Source organism: Halomonas sp. GT, from assembly GCF_002082565.1.
Classification (GTDB): domain Bacteria; phylum Pseudomonadota; class Gammaproteobacteria; order Pseudomonadales; family Halomonadaceae; genus Vreelandella.
Map to the genome: position 1 here is coordinate 3,212,135 of NZ_CP020562.1, position 18,796 is coordinate 3,230,930.

At 51.2% G+C, this 18,796-nt stretch carries 14 protein-coding genes; 11 read left to right on the plus strand and 3 right to left on the minus strand.

From position 1 onward, the window contains the following. The first annotated feature begins 84 nt into the window (after positions 1-84). The 7 genes from ccoG to fnr all read left to right on the plus strand — a co-directional run bounded on the left by ccoG (position 85) and on the right by fnr (position 7,804). A complete protein-coding gene (gene ccoG, locus B6A39_RS14805) occupies positions 85-1,521 on the plus strand; it encodes a cytochrome c oxidase accessory protein CcoG (protein WP_083006911.1) in 1,437 nt (478 codons plus the stop codon). Positions 1,522-1,528: 7 nt separating this feature from the next. Next, positions 1,529-2,053, plus strand: coding sequence for a FixH family protein (locus tag B6A39_RS14810; RefSeq protein ID WP_083006912.1), 525 nt, complete (start codon positions 1,529-1,531; stop codon positions 2,051-2,053). Next, on the plus strand, positions 2,050-4,527 hold the full coding sequence (locus B6A39_RS14815) for a heavy metal translocating P-type ATPase (RefSeq protein WP_083006914.1): 2,478 nt from the start codon (positions 2,050-2,052) through the stop codon (positions 4,525-4,527). Before B6A39_RS14810 ends, B6A39_RS14815 begins: the two co-directional genes overlap by 4 nt. Then, positions 4,524-4,745: a cbb3-type cytochrome oxidase assembly protein CcoS gene (gene ccoS, locus B6A39_RS14820; protein WP_083006916.1), complete on the plus strand. Its 222-nt coding sequence runs from the start codon at positions 4,524-4,526 to the stop codon at positions 4,743-4,745. The genes B6A39_RS14815 and ccoS overlap by 4 nt, the downstream gene beginning before the upstream one ends. Beyond that, entirely contained in the window at positions 4,742-5,437 is a 696-nt protein-coding gene (locus tag B6A39_RS14825; RefSeq protein ID WP_083006917.1) for a sulfite exporter TauE/SafE family protein, read from the plus strand. The genes ccoS and B6A39_RS14825 overlap by 4 nt, the downstream gene beginning before the upstream one ends. A gap of 128 nt (positions 5,438-5,565) precedes the next feature. Continuing rightward, entirely contained in the window at positions 5,566-6,993 is a 1,428-nt protein-coding gene (gene hemN, locus B6A39_RS14830; RefSeq protein ID WP_083006919.1) for an oxygen-independent coproporphyrinogen III oxidase, read from the plus strand. A 58-nt stretch (positions 6,994-7,051) separates the two neighbouring features. Beyond that, a complete protein-coding gene (fnr, locus tag B6A39_RS14835) occupies positions 7,052-7,804 on the plus strand; it encodes a fumarate/nitrate reduction transcriptional regulator Fnr (protein ID WP_083006921.1) in 753 nt (250 codons plus the stop codon). Here fnr and ttcA read toward each other — a convergent pair. From ttcA to B6A39_RS14850, 3 genes are all read right to left on the minus strand, one after another. Next, positions 7,791-8,756: a tRNA 2-thiocytidine(32) synthetase TtcA gene (gene ttcA / locus B6A39_RS14840; RefSeq protein ID WP_442906322.1), complete on the minus strand. Its 966-nt coding sequence runs from the start codon at positions 8,754-8,756 to the stop codon at positions 7,791-7,793. The genes fnr and ttcA overlap by 14 nt on opposite strands. A 66-nt stretch (positions 8,757-8,822) precedes the next feature. Beyond that, complete coding sequence (locus B6A39_RS14845; RefSeq protein ID WP_083007924.1) at positions 8,823-9,473, minus strand: DNA polymerase III subunit epsilon; 651 nt, start codon at positions 9,471-9,473, stop codon at positions 8,823-8,825. 5 nt (positions 9,474-9,478) lie between these two features. Then, positions 9,479-11,296: a putative nucleotidyltransferase substrate binding domain-containing protein gene (locus B6A39_RS14850; RefSeq protein WP_083006922.1), complete on the minus strand. Its 1,818-nt coding sequence runs from the start codon at positions 11,294-11,296 to the stop codon at positions 9,479-9,481. A 593-nt stretch (positions 11,297-11,889) separates the two neighbouring features. Here B6A39_RS14850 and B6A39_RS14855 point away from each other — a divergent pair. The 4 genes from B6A39_RS14855 (at position 11,890) to B6A39_RS14870 (ending at position 18,624) form a co-directional block, all read left to right on the plus strand. Beyond that, on the plus strand, positions 11,890-12,150 hold the full coding sequence (locus B6A39_RS14855) for a DUF4212 domain-containing protein (protein WP_038477966.1): 261 nt from the start codon (positions 11,890-11,892) through the stop codon (positions 12,148-12,150). A gap of 6 nt (positions 12,151-12,156) precedes the next feature. Continuing rightward, a complete protein-coding gene (locus B6A39_RS14860) occupies positions 12,157-13,938 on the plus strand; it encodes a sodium:solute symporter family protein (protein ID WP_083006924.1) in 1,782 nt (593 codons plus the stop codon). Between the two features lie 105 nt (positions 13,939-14,043). Further along, positions 14,044-14,574: a hypothetical protein gene (locus tag B6A39_RS14865; RefSeq protein WP_083006925.1), complete on the plus strand. Its 531-nt coding sequence runs from the start codon at positions 14,044-14,046 to the stop codon at positions 14,572-14,574. Positions 14,575-14,676: 102 nt separating this feature from the next. Then, the gene (locus tag B6A39_RS14870) at positions 14,677-18,624 is read left to right on the plus strand and encodes a hybrid sensor histidine kinase/response regulator (protein WP_083006927.1); all 3,948 of its coding nucleotides are present in this window, start codon (positions 14,677-14,679) and stop codon (positions 18,622-18,624) included. Positions 18,625-18,796 lie beyond the last annotated feature (172 nt).

Below are 18,796 nucleotides of genomic sequence, written 5' to 3' on the forward strand. Positions count from 1 at the left end.
GTTGCGTTATCTAGCGTCGTAGGTTTAACGCCACGATATCCATGCTGCCGCCTATTCTTGCCTTATTGAGCTGCGATCATCGCCATGGAAAAAATACCTAGCCAAGATATTACGCCGCCACCCGTTGGGCACCACACCCCTGGGGAAAGTACAACTCAGAGCATGTATGCTAAGCGCCGACATATTTATGTGCGCGAAATTAAAGGGCTCTTCCAAAAAGTAAGGCGTAGCGCTAACTGGGCGCTTATGTTGGGCTTTTTCCTGCTTCCATGGCTGAACTGGGGAGACCGCCCAGCCATATGGTTTGACCTTCCAGGTCGAGAGTTTCATATTTTTGCTGCCACATTTTATCCCCAAGAGTTCGTATTACTTTCGTGGTTGCTTATTATCTGTGCCTTTGGGCTATTTTTTATTACTGTTTTTGCTGGACGCGTTTGGTGTGGTTATACCTGCCCACAAAGCGTCTGGACATTCTTGTTTATTTGGCTTGAACACCGCATAGAGGGATCTAGAAACCACCGCATTAAGCTCGATAAGCAGCCAATGAATGCTGACAAAGCATGGAGGAAAGGAGCTAAACATTCCGCTTGGCTACTGATTTCTTTGGCTACTGGCATCACGTTTGTGGGCTACTTCACTCCTATTCGTACGCTAGTGATGGAACTGCCTACGCTAGAAGCCCATGGCTGGTCCTATTTTTGGGTTGGCTTCTTTTTAGTGTTTACCTATTTAAATGCAGGTTGGCTACGCGAGCAGGTGTGTATTTATATGTGCCCCTATGCGCGTTTCCAATCAGTCATGTTTGATCGCGACACGCTGATTGTGTCGTACGACGAAGCACGCGGCGAGCCAAGAGGTCGACGGAAGAAATCCCTTAGCCATACACAGGCGAGAGAAGCTGGCTTTGGCGACTGCGTAGACTGCGAATTATGTGTTCAGGTTTGCCCAACAGGTATCGATATTCGTGATGGGCTACAGTACGAGTGCATTACCTGTGCTGCCTGCATTGATGCCTGTGACAGCGTTATGGACAAAATGGGCTACCCTAGAGGACTTATTCGTTACACAACGGAAAACGCGCTAGAAGGCAAGAAAAGCCATATTTTACGACCTCGACTACTAGGCTACTTTGCCGCACTGATTATTATGGTGGTTGCCTTTGCCTGGGCGGTTAATGACCGTATACCGCTTAGTTTCGACGCTGAACGAGAGCGCACACAGCTCTACCAAATGACCCGAGAAGGGCAAATCAGCAATGTGTACAGCCTCACAGTACGTAACCTTGATAACGAGCCACACACTTATCAAATCAGTGTGTCAGGCTTACCTAGCTTAACGCTAGATAATACGTCGATTAGCGTACCAGCAGGCGAGTCACGCATTCAGGTAGTGACCGTTCTCGCAAATCCACAAGACCTGAGCCAACCCAGCCACCCCATTACTTTTGTGCTACAAGCACAACAAGATGAGCAAATCCGTCAAGAGCGTGAAGCCCGCTTCTTAGGCAATGCCAGGAGATAAATGCGTTATGTCAGACCCTACGATTACGCCTTGGTACAAACAGTTCTGGCCATGGTTTTTGTTAGGCCTGCTGTTCTCTTCCATTGTGGTCAGCACGACCTTTGCGGTTTTGTCGATTAAAAGCTACGACGGTATGGTGGTGCAGGAAGATTATTACGAGCACGGTAAAGCGATTAACGTGATATTCGCGAAGCAAGAGCAAGCCCGCGCTTTGAACTTAAGTGCTGAGCTACGTATTGATCCGCTTACCAGCGATATCGTTATCGACCTTGCTGGTGATGCTCGCCCAGACAAACTCTATCTAGATCTTATTTTCCCCACCGAAGACGACCGTGACCAGTCATTTGTACTTGAGCATGTGCGTGAAGGTCGCTATGTCACCCAAGGGCCTGACAATTTGCGCTATCGCTGGTATCTACAGCTGCAGCCAGAACAAGGTAGTGAAGCAGATTGGCGGCTAATCGGTGAAGCACGCTTCCCTGATGAAAACACTATTGCATTACTACCTGGTGGGCGCTCGGAGAACGAATGACCACAACCGCCCTCAGCTGCTACCACTGCGGCAACCCGGTGCCCGAAGGGGCACCGTGGCGAATTAACATTGACGACACCCCCCACCCGCTGTGCTGCCCAGGTTGCGAAGCCGTCGCCCATGCCATCGTCGATGGCGGATTGGAAAGCTATTATCGCTATCGCACAGAAATGCCAGAGCGCCCTGACGAGCGCCAAGCTGCCAAAGCAGAAACCTGGTCGGTATTTGATGATCCAGGGCTTCAAGCGCAGTTTGTTCATCCAGAGGGTGACGAAGGACAAGTTCGAGCCACACTGGCTGTGGATGGCATCACCTGCGCAGCCTGCGCCTGGCTCATTGAACATCGCTTGAATGCACTCGATGGCGTCACTTCCAGCGCGGTCAATCTCACCCATAATCGCCTTCGTGTGAGCTGGGACCCTACTGTCATCAACCTGTCACAGCTGTTCGCTGAACTAGCGGCCATTGGCTACGATGCTCAGCCCTATGAACCTGACCTAGCCCAAACACGCTTGCAACATGAAGAACGCATGAATGTGCGCCGCCTGATTGTCGCGGCTGTCGGGATGATGCAGGTCATGATGTTCTCCATTCCCATATATGTATCGGGGCCAGGTGAGCTTAGCGAAGACTTTTACGCCCTGTTTCACTGGCTATCGTTTGCACTAGCTACGCCCGTGGTATTTTTCTCAGCGCAGCCTTTTTTCCGTAACGCATTGCGTGATCTGAAAACCGGCGTTCTTGGCATGGATGTACCGGTCTCGCTAGCTATTGGCGGTGCCTATTTAGCAAGCAGTTATGCAGTGCTGTTTAACGTTGGTGATGTTTATTTCGACTCGGTCGCCATGTTTACCTTTTTCTTGCTATTTGGCCGTTATGTAGAAGGTAGGGCTAGACGGCGCAGCGGCCACAGCGGCAATGCGCTGAGCGGAGTTTTGCCAGTGTCCGCTATTCGCCTTGAAGCTGATGGCAGTGAACGCATTCTTCCTGCCAGTGAACTTACAGAAGGTGACCGCGTGCTAATCAAGCCCGGTCATGGCGTTCCCGCTGATGGCATTATCGAAGACGGCGAATCCAGTCTTGATGAGTCGATGCTGACCGGTGAGTACTTGCCAGTGACTCGGCGGGTAAGCGAAAGTGTGGTGGGTGGCAGCCAAAACATGGAAAACCCGCTTATCATAAAGGTAACCCATGCTGGCAATAGCGCCAGAGTGGCCGGCATTGTCGATTTAACCGATCGCGCTTTTGCAAGTCGCCCACGACTTGCCCAGATGGCGGCGCGTATGGCGCACCTGTTTGTGTTACGACTGCTGATCGTTACCGCGTGTGTCACCGTAGTATGGTGGTTTATTGATCCGTCTCGCGTGCTATGGGTACTACTCTCGGTATTAGTAGTCACCTGCCCTTGCGCACTGGCACTGGCTACCCCCACAGCACTGACAGCAGGCCATGGACAATTGCGCCAGCGAGGCGTATTAATTACACGTGCTGACGCGATCGAATCACTCTCCAACGTCACCCGCGTAATTTTTGATAAAACCGGTACGCTGACCCGCGGCGAAATGCAGCTGACCCAAACGTATCCTATTGACCAACAGCATCTCGCCCACAGCGATACACCGCTCAGTGAAGAGCATGCTCAAGCCATCGCAGCGGCGCTAGAGGCACACTCTGAACACCCCATTGCCAGGGCTTTTCGCCCATTCCGAGATGCCACACTGCAGGCACGCAACGTCAAAAGTGTGACTGGAAGCGGGCTAGAAGGCACTTTAAACGGCGCAACATGGCGATTAGGCAAACCCGATTTTGCGACGACAACCACACTGCCTCCACCAGGCACCGGCCAATGGCTTTTACTCAGTGAAAACAGCGCACCACGTGCCTGGTTCAAGCTACACGATGGCATTCGTGAAGATGCGGCTCAAACCATTGCCGCACTTCAAGCCCGTGGATTGGAAGTAGAACTACTTTCTGGTGACACGCAAGAAGCGGTAGAAAGCTTGGCAGAACAGCTCAATATTACGACGTGGCACGCTGGCAAATCGCCTGAGGGCAAGCTGGCACGATTACGTGAGTTACAAGCCAGCGGTGAGCGTGTTGTGATGATCGGTGACGGTATCAATGATGTGCCGGTATTGGCTGGCGCTGACGTCGCCATTGCCATGAATGGCGCCACAGACCTTGCCCGAACCCGCGCCGACGCGATATTGCTCAGCCCACGCCTAATGCGTATTTTTGAGGCGATTGATATTTCCTGCGCCACACGTCGAATTATGCGCCAAAATATGATGTGGTCGGTTTGCTACAACTTTTCGGCACTGCCTTTAGCAGCAATGGGCTTAATTCCCCCCTGGCTCGCTGCGATTGGCATGTCGTTAAGCTCCCTGATCGTGGTAGGTAACGCGCTTCGTCTCACTCGCTGGCGTACGCCGCTAGCCCCTCAGATTGCCCTATCAACACCGGTGACGGCATGACGATTTTATACTTACTGATTCCACTTTCACTCATTCTTCTGGGTCTCGCGGTGTGGGCGTTTTTCTGGGCCGTGAAGCACGACCAGTTTGACGATTTAGAAGGGCCAGCCCACCGCATCCTATTCGACGACGATGAGAATGACCTGTCTCCCGAGCAGCGTGCAGCGCGTAAAAAAAGCGGGTCCTCTTCTCAAGATGACCAAGAGCCTCCTGTATGAATCCGACGGGACTCGATTTACCGCCCCTACTAGCCGCATTTGTATTTGGCTTAATGGGCGGCGCCCATTGTATCGGCATGTGTGGCGGCATTATGAGCGCGCTAACCTTTGCCGTTCCGCCTAGCATGCGACACCCAGCCCGCATGGGTGGACTGTTGATTAGCTATAACGCGGGACGTATTCTCAGCTATATGGTGGCGGGTGCTATTGTTGCTGCACTTGGCACACTCATATCGCTTTCGCCATCTGCACGCATTGCGCTGCAGGCTTTCGCCGCATTGATGCTCATCTTGATGGCACTCTATATCGCTAACTGGTGGAAAGGGCTTCTGAGAGTAGAAGCCGTTGGAAGATACCTTTGGCGTTATATAGAGCCAGTGGGAAGACGCCTGATGCCCGTCGTCCAACTTCCTCAAGCCTTCGCCCTGGGGTCACTGTGGGGCTGGCTGCCCTGCGGTCTGGTTTACTCCATGCTAGCCTGGAGCTTAGCGATTGCAGACCCACTCGATGGCGCTCTTTTAATGGGGGCTTTTGGCCTGGGTACACTCCCTGCTCTGCTGGCAACGGGATTTGCAGCACAACAGCTGAGCCATTTAATCCGCCACCCCGCCACTCGAAGCGTCGCCGCACTGTCGATAATAAGCTTCGCCCTTTGGCAGCTATGGACGCTGATACCCCTAACAACGCATTAGGCATACTCTTCTATAGCTTGATATAGCTCAACGCTTTCCAAGTGTCTCCGACGTAGCATTCCAAGAGAATACTGAGCAACTGCGCTCAGTCACTCCTTTTGTTTACTTCTCACTTCGGAGCGCTCGCCATGCCCGTTCATGCCACTGCTGCCTTCTCACCTACCAACACTGATGTGTCTGGGGCTAATGCCTGGGATGAAGCGCTGCTGCGTCGCTATGACAAAAGTGGCCCACGCTATACGTCCTACCCGACAGCTCTAGCGTTTCATGAGCAGTTTAGTGCCGATGACTTTACTCAGGCGCTAGCGCGCAGTAACGAGAGCCACCGTCCGCTATCACTGTATGTGCATGTGCCCTTTTGTCGAAAAATTTGCTTCTACTGTGCTTGCAATAAAATCGCAACGAAGAATACCGCCCTTGCAGAACCTTATCTTTCTCAGCTAGATCGAGAGATGGTGCTCACTGCCCGCCATTTAGACACTTCACGGCCGGTGCAACAGTTACACTGGGGCGGTGGTACGCCCACATTTCTAACCTTGGCACAGATGGGAGATCTGATTGATCGCCTAGATGCCCGTTTTGGTTTATCTGGCTCAGCCGATCGTGATTACGCTATTGAAATAGACCCTCGTGAAGCAGACGTATTTACGCTGCGCCACCTACAGTCTCTCGGCTTTAATCGACTAAGCCTTGGCGTACAGGATTTAAATCCGCAGGTACAAAAAGCCATCAACCGAGTACAACCCCGGGTACTCACCGAAACGTTGATGGAAGAAGCACACCGTCTTGGTTTTCGCTCACTCAATCTTGATTTGATTTATGGACTGCCATTTCAAACAGAAAAAAGCTTTGCCGAGACACTAAGTCAAGTCATCGAACTCAACCCTGCACGGCTGTCCGTATTTAATTATGCGCACATGCCCACCCGTTTTGCGCCACAGCGACGCATTAACGAAACGGACCTTCCCAGCGCTGATGAAAAGCTGGCTATTTTGCATACCACCATAGAAATGCTGACTAACGCAGGCTATGTGCATATTGGCATGGATCACTTTGCACGACCTGACGATAGCCTAGCGATTGCTCAGCGCAACGGCACCTTACAACGCAATTTTCAGGGCTACTCTAGCCATGCACAGTGCGATTTAGTTGGCTTAGGCGTATCCGCCATATCACGGGTTGACGACGTTTACGCACAAAACCCGACCCAGCTTAACCAATATGAAGCAGCCTTAGATCAAGGTAAGCTGGCAACCGTTAAAGGATTAAGGTTAAATAAGGATGACCTAATACGAAGAGACGTGATTGAACGGCTAATGTGCGACATGCATATTGATCTAGCGGACGTTGGAAAGCGTTGGCACATCGATGCCAATGACTATTTTTCCACCGCAATTGAGCAATTGAAGATAGCTGAGCAAGACGGCTTGATCACTCGCCATCAGCAAGTTATTAGCGCCACCCCCTCTGGGCGGCTGCTGATTCGCCATTTGGCGATGGCTTTTGATGCTCGCCTAGCTGACCAGCCGACTCAGCGCTACTCTAAGATTGTATAAGCTTCTTGAGACGTCTTGCACCTGGGCCTATGATGGCTAACGAGAAAGGGAGAATAATATGCCACACCCCGCCAGCCAACGACGCTCACTGCTGCAAGAGGCGCGCTGCCAGACCTGTAGCCTAAGCTCGCTGTGTCTACCGCTTGCCTTAGAGCTTGAGGACATGAGTCAGTTTGATGCCATCATTCGTCGCCGCGCTCCGCTTAAAAAAGGCGAGCCCCTGTTTCGCCAGGGTGATCACTTCACCAGCGTGTATGCCGTCCGCTCAGGCAGCCTGAAACAGGTAACCAGCGAAGGTAATGGCAATGATCAACTGACAAATTTCTATCTTCCCAGCGAACTGGTGGGGTTAGACGGAATTGATGAAGAGCACTACCCCGGTAGCGTCATTGCACTGGAAACCACAACGGTGTGTGAAATCCCGTTTGATCGCTTGGACCTACTTTCCGAAGAACTACCCGAACTACGTGGTCAGCTTTATCGGAGTATGAGCAAAGAATTGCGGGATGACCGACGCATGATGCGCTTGCTATCGCGCAAGACGGCCGATCAGCGACTAGCAAGCTTTTTAGTTACCCTTTCAGACCGTTTTCGTCGACGTGGATACTCGCCTTATAGCTTCAGGCTCTCCATGTCTCGCGCCGATATTGGCAACTACTTAGGCTTGGCGGTAGAAACGGTCAGCCGTATTCTTAGCCGCTTTCAACAGCAAGAGGTAGTGGCTGTTTCAGGGCGCGAGGTTAATATTTTAGATATGCAACGCCTCATCACGCTAGCTGAAGAGGAAGAACAGTCGGCTAGTCCACGGTAAGCGCCTGAATACGCCCTTCCATCAACGCCGCTTGTTTGGCTTCAAGGCCAGCAAAGTCAAACAAACGGCGGTCTGCCAGCTGGGAAGGCGCTACATTGGTCACTGCTTTAAACATGCTCTCTAGCCGTCCTGGATGTTTTTTATCCCACTCAGCCAGCATATCTTTGACGACTTGACGCTGAAGATTGGGCTGAGAGCCACATAAGTTGCAGGGAATAATGGGGAATTCCATTAGCCGAGAAAACTCTGCAATATCAGCCTCTTTGCAGTAGGCAAGGGGGCGAATGACAATGTTTTTGCCATCGTCAGATAAAAGCTTGGGAGGCATTGCTTTCAAAGTGCCACCAAAGAACATGTTAAGAAATAACGTTTCTAAAATATCTTCACGATGATGCCCTAGGGCAATTTTTGTTGCCCCAATTTCCTCAGCAAACCCATAGAGAGAGCCACGTCTTAATCGTGAGCAGAGTGCGCAAGTCGTTTTTCCTTCAGGGGTTTTCTCTTTCACCACGGAGTAGGTGTCACGCTCTAAAATGTGGTATTCAACACCCACTTTATCTAAGTATTGGGGCAGCACATGCTCTGGAAAACCTGGCTGTTTTTGATCCATATTGACGGCGACCAGAGAGAAGTTAACTGGCGCGTTGCGCTGCAGGTTAAGCAGTATCTCCAGCATCGTATAGCTATCTTTGCCACCAGACAGACACACCATCACTTTGTCACCTTCACCAATCATTTGATAATCAATGATGGCGTTGCCAACCTCTCGCCGTAAGCGCTTTTGTAGCTTATTAAATTCACGCTTTTGTTTAGCGGCATGATGCTCGGATGGTGTCTGTGAGCTATTAACAGCAGAGCTGCTAACAGAAACAGTCTCAAGTGCAGCGGGATCAAAATAGTCAGGTTGTAGCATGGTGTAGGCACTGCCGATGGTAGAAGAAGCAGCGAACATTCTAACAAGACTCACCACCTCCACCCAAGATAAACCCGTGGATTCATCGTATGAGGGTAGTAACGACTACGCCTGCTGGGCGATCTCGCGCTGCAAACGCAGATATAAAAGCGCGCTTGCGGTAGCATCCCCCAACACCCCCATCCATTGAAGAGCGGGTATTTGCCAACGAGCGAGCGCTTCCGTTAGGCGGCCGCTCGTCTCACACTGTGGATGTAAGCGACGCAGCTGACGATAGTGCAGCTTTCCAACATCAACCTGGGCATTGGGCAAACCAAATCCCAGCCCGGCTTTAAACAAAAGATTAAGATGTTCCACCGAGCGGCCTAACTGCCAACCAATTAGCGGCCGATTACCGATAAATTCAGCTAGCGCCCCAAGATGCTCAGCGTTAGGCGCCAGCACCGTATCCGTCGCATAAAGCTGATGATGTCGCCGCAATGCAGGGCCGTTGTTGTTTTGCTCTTCTGCCAGGGTAGCCACCCAGGCTTGGCTGGTCTGCACTCTCCCTGGGCTTAAGACAACAGCAGCGACGCTGACCACAGGCGCTTGGCCCGGGCTAACCTGGCAGGCAAGTGCCACCATTTCTTCCCCCATGTAGGGCTGAAACAGCCATGCGTAGGGGGAATCTGCCCAGCGTCGGCGGTCGCTTTCGCGCTGCATTAATGTACGCAGCGAGCCACTGAGTAATGACATATGCCGGTCTAACAAGCGCATTCCGCTCACGAATACTCCAAATGATAACGATGGGAGAGCCGCTGCTTAAAATCTTTTACGATATGCAGCGCCTCACGCAACAGATCACGCTCAAGGGACGAGAGTTCTTGCACCACCACACGGTTGCTGCGCTGCTGAGTCGACGCTTCTGCTGTCTGCAACTGCTGCTTTAAACGTAGTTCGGTAAATAGCGCCAGCGCCTCCCCCAGGTCGTCAGCAAAACGGCGATCAAGACGACCATCTTCTGCTAAAGCGTCCAAGCGGTCTAAGGTGGAAGTGGCGTTAATTCGTCGCTCGAGCGCCATTGTGCGCACCCCATGAACAATAGGGAAAATCCCGCCTTTTTTAATATCAATTCCATGCTGGGGCTTTTTTAAGGAGCCAAATAGCGTTAGCGGTGTTGAGAAGCGCAGCGCAGCGCGTGCAAAGTAGGACAGTAGTAGCTCATCGCGTGAGCAGCGTTCAAACAGCGCTGCCCGCACGCTGTCTAGCAATTGCGGGTTACCGGCCACCCCGTGGGCATCCAGCAAAATTGCCAGCTTCATTAGGCTATCGCCATCTCTTGCACTCACCCATTTAGTAATGTTGTTTTTCCATTGCGACACAGTGCCAACCCATTCAGGATTAGACACCATGATATTACCTGGGCACGGTGGGTAACCGAGCTGAATCAGCGTCTGGGTAAGCGCATTCATGTCGTCGGCAAGCGAAGGCCATTGGCTGTCATCAGCTAAAATCAGACCATTATCTTGATCTGTTTTAAGAATTTGCTCACCGCGTCCTTCACTTCCCATGACCATTAGGCAACTGTGAGAGTGATACTGCTCGGGAATAACAAATGACCACGCTTTATTGATGATTCGGCCATTCAACGCGGCCAGTAGGTCCATAGCAAAACGTAGTTTAACCCCTTGTGCCATAAGCGCATTCACCAATTCTGGCGTGCGCTGGCTGGCAGCCGCCAATGCTTCTAAGCTATTTGCCTGTTCTACCTGCAGGCTAACCACATAGCTACGGCTCGAAAAATAGCTCAGGACATCCGTTAGCTCTACCACCCCTTTCAGGGCTCCCTGCTCCATAACCACCACGCGCGTTACTTTATGCCGAGTCATCAGCACGAGCGCTTCAAATAAGTATTGGTTGGGGGTAACAGTCACCAACGAGAAATGGGCCACATCCTCAACGGGCGATGTATGTTCAAAGTTATTCAGCACGACGCCATTGAGCAAATCGGTTTTAGTAACAATGCCAAATTCGCCCTGGGTTTTGACTAACAAGCTATCCGCATGACTGTCGTTGAGCTGGCGCACCGCGCTAGCAATATCTGTCGATGCGTCCATGATAAGAGGTTCGCGCATACATTCGCTGACTTTAGCCAACATAAAGCCAGCCATCGTCACACCGCCTTCGGCACGCTTTTCAGTCATTAAACGCGCTTTATGAGATAGCGACTGCTTGAAAAAATTTTCGAAGTCAGGATGGTGACGGCATAGCTTTATAAATAGAGCCTTAGGCATCACATAACACAAGCATTCTTGCTCAGCTTGGAAACGATAGCGGCTTTTACCATTCAGAATACTAATGGCACCAAACAGGTCACCAGCCGTGTAGTGCCCAATCCGTGCACTGGACGCTGGCAAGGTAGGGTCCAGTTCAGCAACTTCGCCTTTATGAATCAAAAATACCGATTCACCCGCTTGTCCCATCTCGATAATAATTTCATCACGATCAAAATAGGCGATGTCCATACCACGACGCACGTGGTCACGCCCTTCATCATCAATTAATGTGAAGGGCAATTGGGAAAGATCAACGTCAATCATGAGTGACCCCAGTTAACCGCGATGAAGAACAAAATGGCTTAAGGTTTGATTGTTTTTTAACCAGCGCCTTTATTATACCTTTTGCTATACCGCTAACGTCGCAAAGACGTTTGTTTAGCGACCAAAGTAGCGACACGAATTAGCAAACTTGATCATTTAATATACCACTTATTAAAAGTAGCAAACATTGCTTTTAAGCGACCCATAGACCATCGTCCTATCACCTAGGACGAAATGATCAAAAAACTTCAAAAACAAGTATTTATTTTCATAAACTAACATCACAATACGTGCTGAAAGCTCATTGATACCAAAGTCTGGGATTTATTTTTTGCGATTATTGCTCACTATTAACAACGGGCTATACAGGATGTTCATGTGTCACTTGTTAAATACTTATCAAGACACTGAAGAAAACCTTGCCAAACCATTAACCAGCAGAGCAACTTAACTAACAAGGTGATGTGTCTAACCGCACTAAATCATCGCAGACAACTAAAAGAGCGGTTTTCTATGAAGGATTGCCCTAATGGATCACACGCTATCCTGAGTTAACTTTCCAACCCTAAAAATCACAACTGGAGAGCACCACAATGGCAGATGACAAATCCAACGCTGCTGAATACTGGAAAGCCAACGTCCGACTAATCTTTGGATGCTTGGCCGTTTGGGCGTTCGTTTCTTATGGATGTGCCATCCTCTTTCGTCCGCTGTTAGCGGGCATTCCCGTTGGTGGGACTGACTTGGGCTTTTGGTTCGCTCAACAGGGCTCCATCCTCACCTTCATCGTACTGATCTTCTTCTATGCCTGGAGAATGAACAAACTCGATGCAAAATTCGGCCTTGGGGAGTAAGCCAGTATGAGCCAGTTTGCGATTAACCTATTGTTTGTCGGCGCGTCGTTTGCGCTCTATATCGGGATTGCGATATGGGCACGAGCCGGGTCGACCAAAGACTTCTACGTTGCCGGCGGCGGCGTTCACCCAATCACCAACGGCATGGCGACTGCCGCTGACTGGATGTCAGCTGCATCGTTTATTTCAATGGCTGGCCTGCTAGCGTCTGGCGGATACGCTAACTCCACCTTCTTGATGGGCTGGACAGGTGGTTACGTTATCCTGGCAATGCTGCTAGCGCCTTACCTGCGTAAGTTTGGCAAGTTTACAGTGCCCGACTTTATTGGTGACCGTTTCTACAGCAACACTGCGCGCTTCGTCGCGATTGTGTGTTTGATCGTTGCCTCTGTTACTTACGTTATCGGTCAAATGACCGGTGCTGGCGTTGCTTTCTCGCGCTTCTTGGAAGTGAGCAACACCTGGGGTATCTGGATCGCAGCACTGATTGTTTTCCTGTATGCCGTTTTTGGCGGCATGAAAGGCATCACCTACACGCAGGTTGCGCAGTATGTAGTACTTATCATCGCCTACACTATTCCGGCGGTGTTCATTGCCATGCAACTAACTGGCAACCCAATTCCGATGTTTGGTATGTTCAGTACCCATACGGAATCTGGCATTCCGCTGTTGACGAAGCTGGATGAAGTCGTTACTGCGCTTGGTTTCCGCGACTATACTGCTGACGTTGATAATAAGCTGAACATGGTGCTGTTTACCCTGTCGCTAATGGTGGGTACTGCTGGTTTACCCCACGTCATTATTCGCTTCTTCACTGTGCCGAAAGTTGCTGATGCGCGCTGGTCCGCTGGTTGGGCACTTGTGTTCATTGCACTGCTGTATCTCACCGCACCCGCGGTTGGCTCCATGGCACGCTTGAACTTAGCTACCACCGTCTATCCAGAGATGGCAGGGCAGGTAGAAAATTACGAAGAGGCCGCCCGCAATCCGATCCTCTATGAAGATCGTCCGGAGTGGGTGCGTACTTGGGAAGAAACCGGACTTATCACTTTTAACGATCTGAATAACGACGGCCGCATCCAAATGTACAATGATGCTGTCGACTTTTCTGATCGTGGCTGGGAAGGTAACGAGCTGACCGTTAATAATGACATCCTAGTATTAGCAAACCCAGAGATTGCTAACCTGCCAGGCTGGGTTATCGGCCTTATTGCAGCAGGCGGTATTGCTGCGGCCCTCTCAACAGCGGCCGGTCTGCTATTGGCCATCTCTTCAGCCATTAGTCACGATTTGATCAAAACAATGATCAATCCGAAGATCTCTGAGAAGGGTGAAATGCTGGCAGCACGTATCTCAATGGGAGGCGCGATTCTGCTGGCTACCTACCTCGGGCTTAACCCACCTGGGTTCGCAGCGCAAACGGTTGCACTTGCCTTCGGTATCGCTGGTGCCTCACTATTCCCAGCGCTGATGATGGGCATTTTCTCCAAACGCATGAACAGCAAAGGCGCGATTTGCGGCATGCTGGCAGGTCTGGTCTGCACCCTGCTCTATATCTTCACCTATCTCGGTTGGTTCTTCGTCCCCGGCACCAATATGCTGGCTAACACGCCAGACAACTGGATCCTGGGTATTTCACCACTCTCCTTCGGTGCAATAGGCGCGATGATTAACTTTGCGGTTGCGTTTGCTGTCTCTAGCGCAACGGAAGAGCCTCCGCAGGAGATTCAAGACCTGGTAGAAAGCGTTCGCTATCCGAAAGGTGCTGGTGTAGCGCTCGACCACTAAGTCATAATCGAGTCCTCTCTTTGGCACACTGCCATTAGATTCGGAATCGATACTTATCATCGGGCTTCCTTAGGGGAGCCCGATGTCATTTAGAAAGGATATTTTATGATCTGGCATCTTGTTGCCGCTGTATTCGCAGGACTTGCTGCTGCAGGGATAGGCCTGTTACTTAGAACGCTTAGCCGTAAACGGCTGCCTAAATGGATTGTGCCCGTTTTTGGTGGTTTGGGTATGCTGGGTTATCAGGTCTCAACCGAATACAGCTGGTTTGAACACAAGCGCTCTCAACTTCCTGAAACTGCCATCCTCATTTCCAGCGATACGTCTAGCGCTGTGTGGCGTCCGTGGACCTTTGTGTTTCCGATGACGACTAAATTTAGCATCGTTGATAGCGACAATGTACGCGCTCGTCACATCGACGATGAGCTAATTGCTGAATTTATTCTCTACCAATTCGAACGCCGCCATACCGATATACTGACCACTCAGCCTTATGTCTTGAACTGCACACACCGCGAGATAGTTCCCCTGAATACAGAGACTGGCGATGCTGAATTAAGCGAACGCCGCACGCTACGGGAAACCGCGCCTTTGTTAACAACCGTTTGCCAACTTGCCGCCGATCAGCAGACGTGATGCTCCTCCTTCGCCTAGAATAGGGCCTTTATTTAAATGATCGTTCTTAAATAGTTGTTATTAGATAGTCGCTAGGCGAAGCTTTCAACGTGGGGAGACGACATGTTTCATGGCGGTCTGCTGGTCGCAGTATCATTGCTTTACATTGCGGTGCTGTTTGGAATTGCCTGGTTCGGTGATCGCCGTGCACGAACTCACGGCGCAAGCCGCCGACGGCCAATCATCTACAGTTTGGCATTGGCCATTTACTGCACCTCGTGGACGTTTTACGGCGCGGTGGGGCAAGCAGCCACGGCTGGCTGGTCATTCGCCAGTATCTTTGTCGGCCCGATATTAACGTTTCTGCTGTTTTGGCCTGTTCTGGCAAAAATGATTCGCGTTGCTAAACACCAAAACGTCACGTCAATCGCTGACTTTATTGCTTCCCGCTACGGCAAAACACAGTCTCTTGCGGCGTTTGCCAGTTTAGTCGCCCTCATTGGTACCCTGCCCTACATTGCCCTGCAGTTAAAAGCGGTGTCTACCACCTTTAGCGTTCTGACCGACGCAGCGGATATGACCCATACGCCGCTATTTGGCGACACAGCGTTTTATGTTGCTATTGTTATGGCAATCTTCGCTATCCTTTTCGGGACTCGCCACACGGACGCGACAGAGCACCACGAAGGCCTGATTCATGCGGTAGCATTTGAATCTCTGGTAAAGTTGCTGGCGTTTGTTGTCCTCGGCGCGTTTGTTACTTGGGGCATGTTTGATGGCCTAGGCGAACTAATGGGCCACGCCGAAAGCCAATTGGAGTTGCAGCGCCAGCTAGCCAATCAAGATTTTGGTCAAAGCTTCTGGGCGCAAACACTGCTCGCGATGCTCGCCATACTTTGCCTGCCTCGCCAGTTTCATGTGGCGGTGGTGGAAAATATCCATCCAGACGATGCAACGAAAGCACGCTGGCTATTTCCTCTTTACCTACTCGCAGTCGCCTTTTTTGTTGTGCCTTTGGCGGCAGCTGGTTTACTGCTATTTTCTGAAAGCGGGGTTGAGCCTGATACTTATGTACTTGCTCTTTCGATGGCGTCCGGCCAGCAGTGGCTGACCCTTCTCACCTTTATTGGCGGATTCTCTGCCGCGACAGGCATGGTTATTGTGGCGGCCGTGGCAGTATCCATCATGATTTCTAATGAAATTGTGATCCCAGCACTATTTAGATTGCGTTGGTTCGACACCAAAGCCCGCGACTATGGCCGCTTAGTACTCCGCGCGCGCCGCTTGACCATTGTTGCTGTCCTAGCCATGGCCTATGGGTTCTACCAGCTTATTGGCGAATTCACCTCGCTGGCTTCGATTGGCATGCTTTCCTTTGCCGCTGCCGCTCAATTTGCCCCAGCACTCATCGGCGGGCTGTACTGGAAACGCGGTAACCGTCTCGGCGTTATTGTTGGCATGAACGCAGGCTTTGCGATCTGGGCATACAGCCTGCTAATGCCCGCAATGATCAATGCCGGCGTGCTCCCTCAAGTCTGGCTAGCGGGCGGTCCTTTAGGGCTCAATTGGCTATCGCCCACAACCCTATTTGGCTTAAACCTCGGCGACCCATTTACCCACGGTGTCATGCTGTCGCTGGGTATCAACTTATTCTGCTACATCTTTGTTTCACAAGTGACTTCTCAGCGGGTTGTAGAGCGTATTCAGGCATCGCTTTTTGTCGATAGCGTTGAAACACGCCAAACCTCCGTAAACCGCCCTTGGACAGGCGCCACTACTGTTGGCGACCTTAAAGTACTTTGTGAGCGTTTTCTGGGGGCAGGCCAAGTAGATCGCGCGTTTGAGGATTACGCACGACGCGCGGGCAAACCCATGGAAGATAGTTCACGGGCGTCTATCGACGTCATCCAATTTACCGAACGCTTTCTTGCGTCAGTGTTAGGTGCATCGTCAGCACGAATAGTCGTTAACTCAGCACTTCAGGGGCGCGGCATTGGCATTTCAGATGTCATTTCAATCGTTGATGAAGCCTCTCAAGTCTTAGAGTTCAACCGCGCATTGCTCCAAGCCACCATTGAAAACATCAACCAGGGTATTAGCGTGGTTGACCAGAATTTACGCTTGGTGGTGTGGAACCAACGTTATTTAGAGCTGTTCCGCTTCCCTGATCACTTGATACGGGTCGGCGCCCCCATGGATCGCATTTTTCGCTACAACGCGCACAACGGCGAATATGGCCCAGGAGACCCAGAGGAGCACGTTCAACTGCTGCTAGACAACATTCGCGACGGCCAGCCCCATCGTTATGTGCGCTATCGCCAAGATGGCAGCGTATTGGAAGTCCAAGGCAACCCGATGCCTGGCGGTGGTTTTGTCTATACCTATCAAGATATTACTCAGCAGAAGCGCATCGAAGAGGCGCTGATCCGCTCTGAAAATAACATCCGTATCTACACCGATAATGTACCCGCGCTGATTGCCTACTTTGATAAAGAGTGCCGTTACTTATTTACCAACCGCGCTTACGAACAAGCTTTCGATATTGATCGTAATGCCGTGATTGGACGCCGATACGAAGACGTATTACCGGTTAAAAAAGCCGAAGAGCGTATGCCATGGGTTCAGCGAACGCTGGCAGGCGAGCGCGTCAGTTTTGAAGTCTCAATGCGCGTTAATGATGCCATGCGCTATATGCTGGTCACCTATACGCCCCACTTTGGCGATAGCCAATCGATTTTAGGTTTCTTCGCGCTTTATCAAGACATTACTGAGCGCCGCCAAGCTGAAATCGCTTTGAAAGAGACTAACGAAACTCTGGAAGAACGCGTTCGCGAGCGCACACAAGCACTTTCCGAGGCCAACGCGGCGCTGCGCCAAGAGAACCGTGTGCGCGCTGAAGCAGAGCAAGCGCTGCGCCAAGCGAAGCAATTAGCTGAAGATGCTAACGCTTCCAAAACGCGCTTTTTGGCTGCCGCCAGTCATGACTTGCTACAGCCGCTGAACGCAGCCCGGCTGTTTACCTCCGCATTAATGCAGAACGTCACCGCTAGCGACACCCAGCGTACCATCAGCCATATTGATAACTCACTTCAAGCCGCTGAAGAGCTGCTTGGCACTCTGCTAGATATTTCAAAGCTTGATGCGGGTGCCCTCACACCGCGACGCAGCCACTTTGCACTGGCGGATATTATTCGTCCACTGCGTGCCGAATTTGAAGTAATGGCCGATGACCGTGGACTGGATCTTGTCGTCGTACCGACGCAACAGTGGGTAGATTCCGATCCGCAGATGCTTCGCCGGATTGTACAAAACTTTCTTTCCAACGCGATCCGTTATACTCAAGAAGGTCGTGTACTACTAGGCTGCCGCCGCCAAGCCGGAAGGCTTTCCATAGAAGTATGGGATAGCGGGCCTGGTATTCCCGAATCGAAGCTAACGGAAATTTTTCAAGAGTTCCGTCGGTTGGATCAAGTTTCGCGCCATAAAGAAAGTGAGAAAGGGCTCGGCTTAGGCTTATCAATCGCCGATCGTATGAGCCGTGTACTTGACCACCCAATTAAGGTTCGATCCTGGGTAGGTGTGGGAACTGCATTTTGCGTCAGCGTACCCATTGTTGCCGCCCGTGAAGTAACCTTAGCGGACCAAGAACCCCAAAACCGCCGTAGCGGTAATAAGTTAGCGGGTACCCGCATAGTTTGTATCGATAACGAAACGCTCATTTTAGAAGGCATGACGGCCATGCTAAGCGGCTGGGGATGCGAGGTATTCACAGCGACCAGCATTGGCGGTGCAAAATCGATTCTGCGTAATATGGACGGCGACCCCGATGCTATTTTGGCAGACTATCACCTAGACAACGAAGTCACGGGCCTGATGGCACTCGAAGCCCTCAGTGAGCGCTTTGAGGGTGCCGTACCAGGCATTGTAATTACCGCCGACCGGACGGAAACGGTGGCCGAGGAAATCAAGCGCGCGGGTTATCAACTGCTGCTTAAGCCGGTCAAACCTGCCGCGCTGCGCGCGCTTTTAACTCGCACGCTTCAGGCCAGCCGGGCAGGAGGGAAAACGTAGTGATACGGCGGATTGCCCGACAAAAACGCCTGCTTCAAAATGGATTCCCGCTAAAAGCACGCGGGAATGACAGAGCCGCGAGACGAAGGCATCACACCGTCATTCCCGAAGGGGGTTATCGGGAATGATAGAGCGGCGAGACAAGCAGCAACTTAAGAAACTTTTATATCAA

Excerpts from the sequence above, each read along its gene's own strand:
- ccoG (WP_083006911.1), top strand. The coding sequence starts at position 85 with ATGGAAAAAATACCTAGCCAAGATATTACGCCGCCACCCGTTGGGCAC.
- B6A39_RS14810 (WP_083006912.1), top strand. The coding sequence starts at position 1,529 with ATGTCAGACCCTACGATTACGCCTTGGTACAAACAGTTCTGGCCATGG.
- B6A39_RS14815 (WP_083006914.1), top strand. The coding sequence starts at position 2,050 with ATGACCACAACCGCCCTCAGCTGCTACCACTGCGGCAACCCGGTGCCC.
- ccoS (WP_083006916.1), top strand. The coding sequence starts at position 4,524 with ATGACGATTTTATACTTACTGATTCCACTTTCACTCATTCTTCTGGGT.
- B6A39_RS14825 (WP_083006917.1), top strand. The coding sequence starts at position 4,742 with ATGAATCCGACGGGACTCGATTTACCGCCCCTACTAGCCGCATTTGTA.
- hemN (WP_083006919.1), top strand. The coding sequence starts at position 5,566 with ATGCCCGTTCATGCCACTGCTGCCTTCTCACCTACCAACACTGATGTG.
- fnr (WP_083006921.1), top strand. The coding sequence starts at position 7,052 with ATGCCACACCCCGCCAGCCAACGACGCTCACTGCTGCAAGAGGCGCGC.
- ttcA (WP_442906322.1), bottom strand. The coding sequence starts at position 8,756 with ATGTTCGCTGCTTCTTCTACCATCGGCAGTGCCTACACCATGCTACAA.
- B6A39_RS14845 (WP_083007924.1), bottom strand. The coding sequence starts at position 9,473 with ATGCGCTTGTTAGACCGGCATATGTCATTACTCAGTGGCTCGCTGCGT.
- B6A39_RS14850 (WP_083006922.1), bottom strand. The coding sequence starts at position 11,296 with ATGATTGACGTTGATCTTTCCCAATTGCCCTTCACATTAATTGATGAT.
- B6A39_RS14855 (WP_038477966.1), top strand. The coding sequence starts at position 11,890 with ATGGCAGATGACAAATCCAACGCTGCTGAATACTGGAAAGCCAACGTC.
- B6A39_RS14860 (WP_083006924.1), top strand. The coding sequence starts at position 12,157 with ATGAGCCAGTTTGCGATTAACCTATTGTTTGTCGGCGCGTCGTTTGCG.
- B6A39_RS14865 (WP_083006925.1), top strand. The coding sequence starts at position 14,044 with ATGATCTGGCATCTTGTTGCCGCTGTATTCGCAGGACTTGCTGCTGCA.
- B6A39_RS14870 (WP_083006927.1), top strand. The coding sequence starts at position 14,677 with ATGTTTCATGGCGGTCTGCTGGTCGCAGTATCATTGCTTTACATTGCG.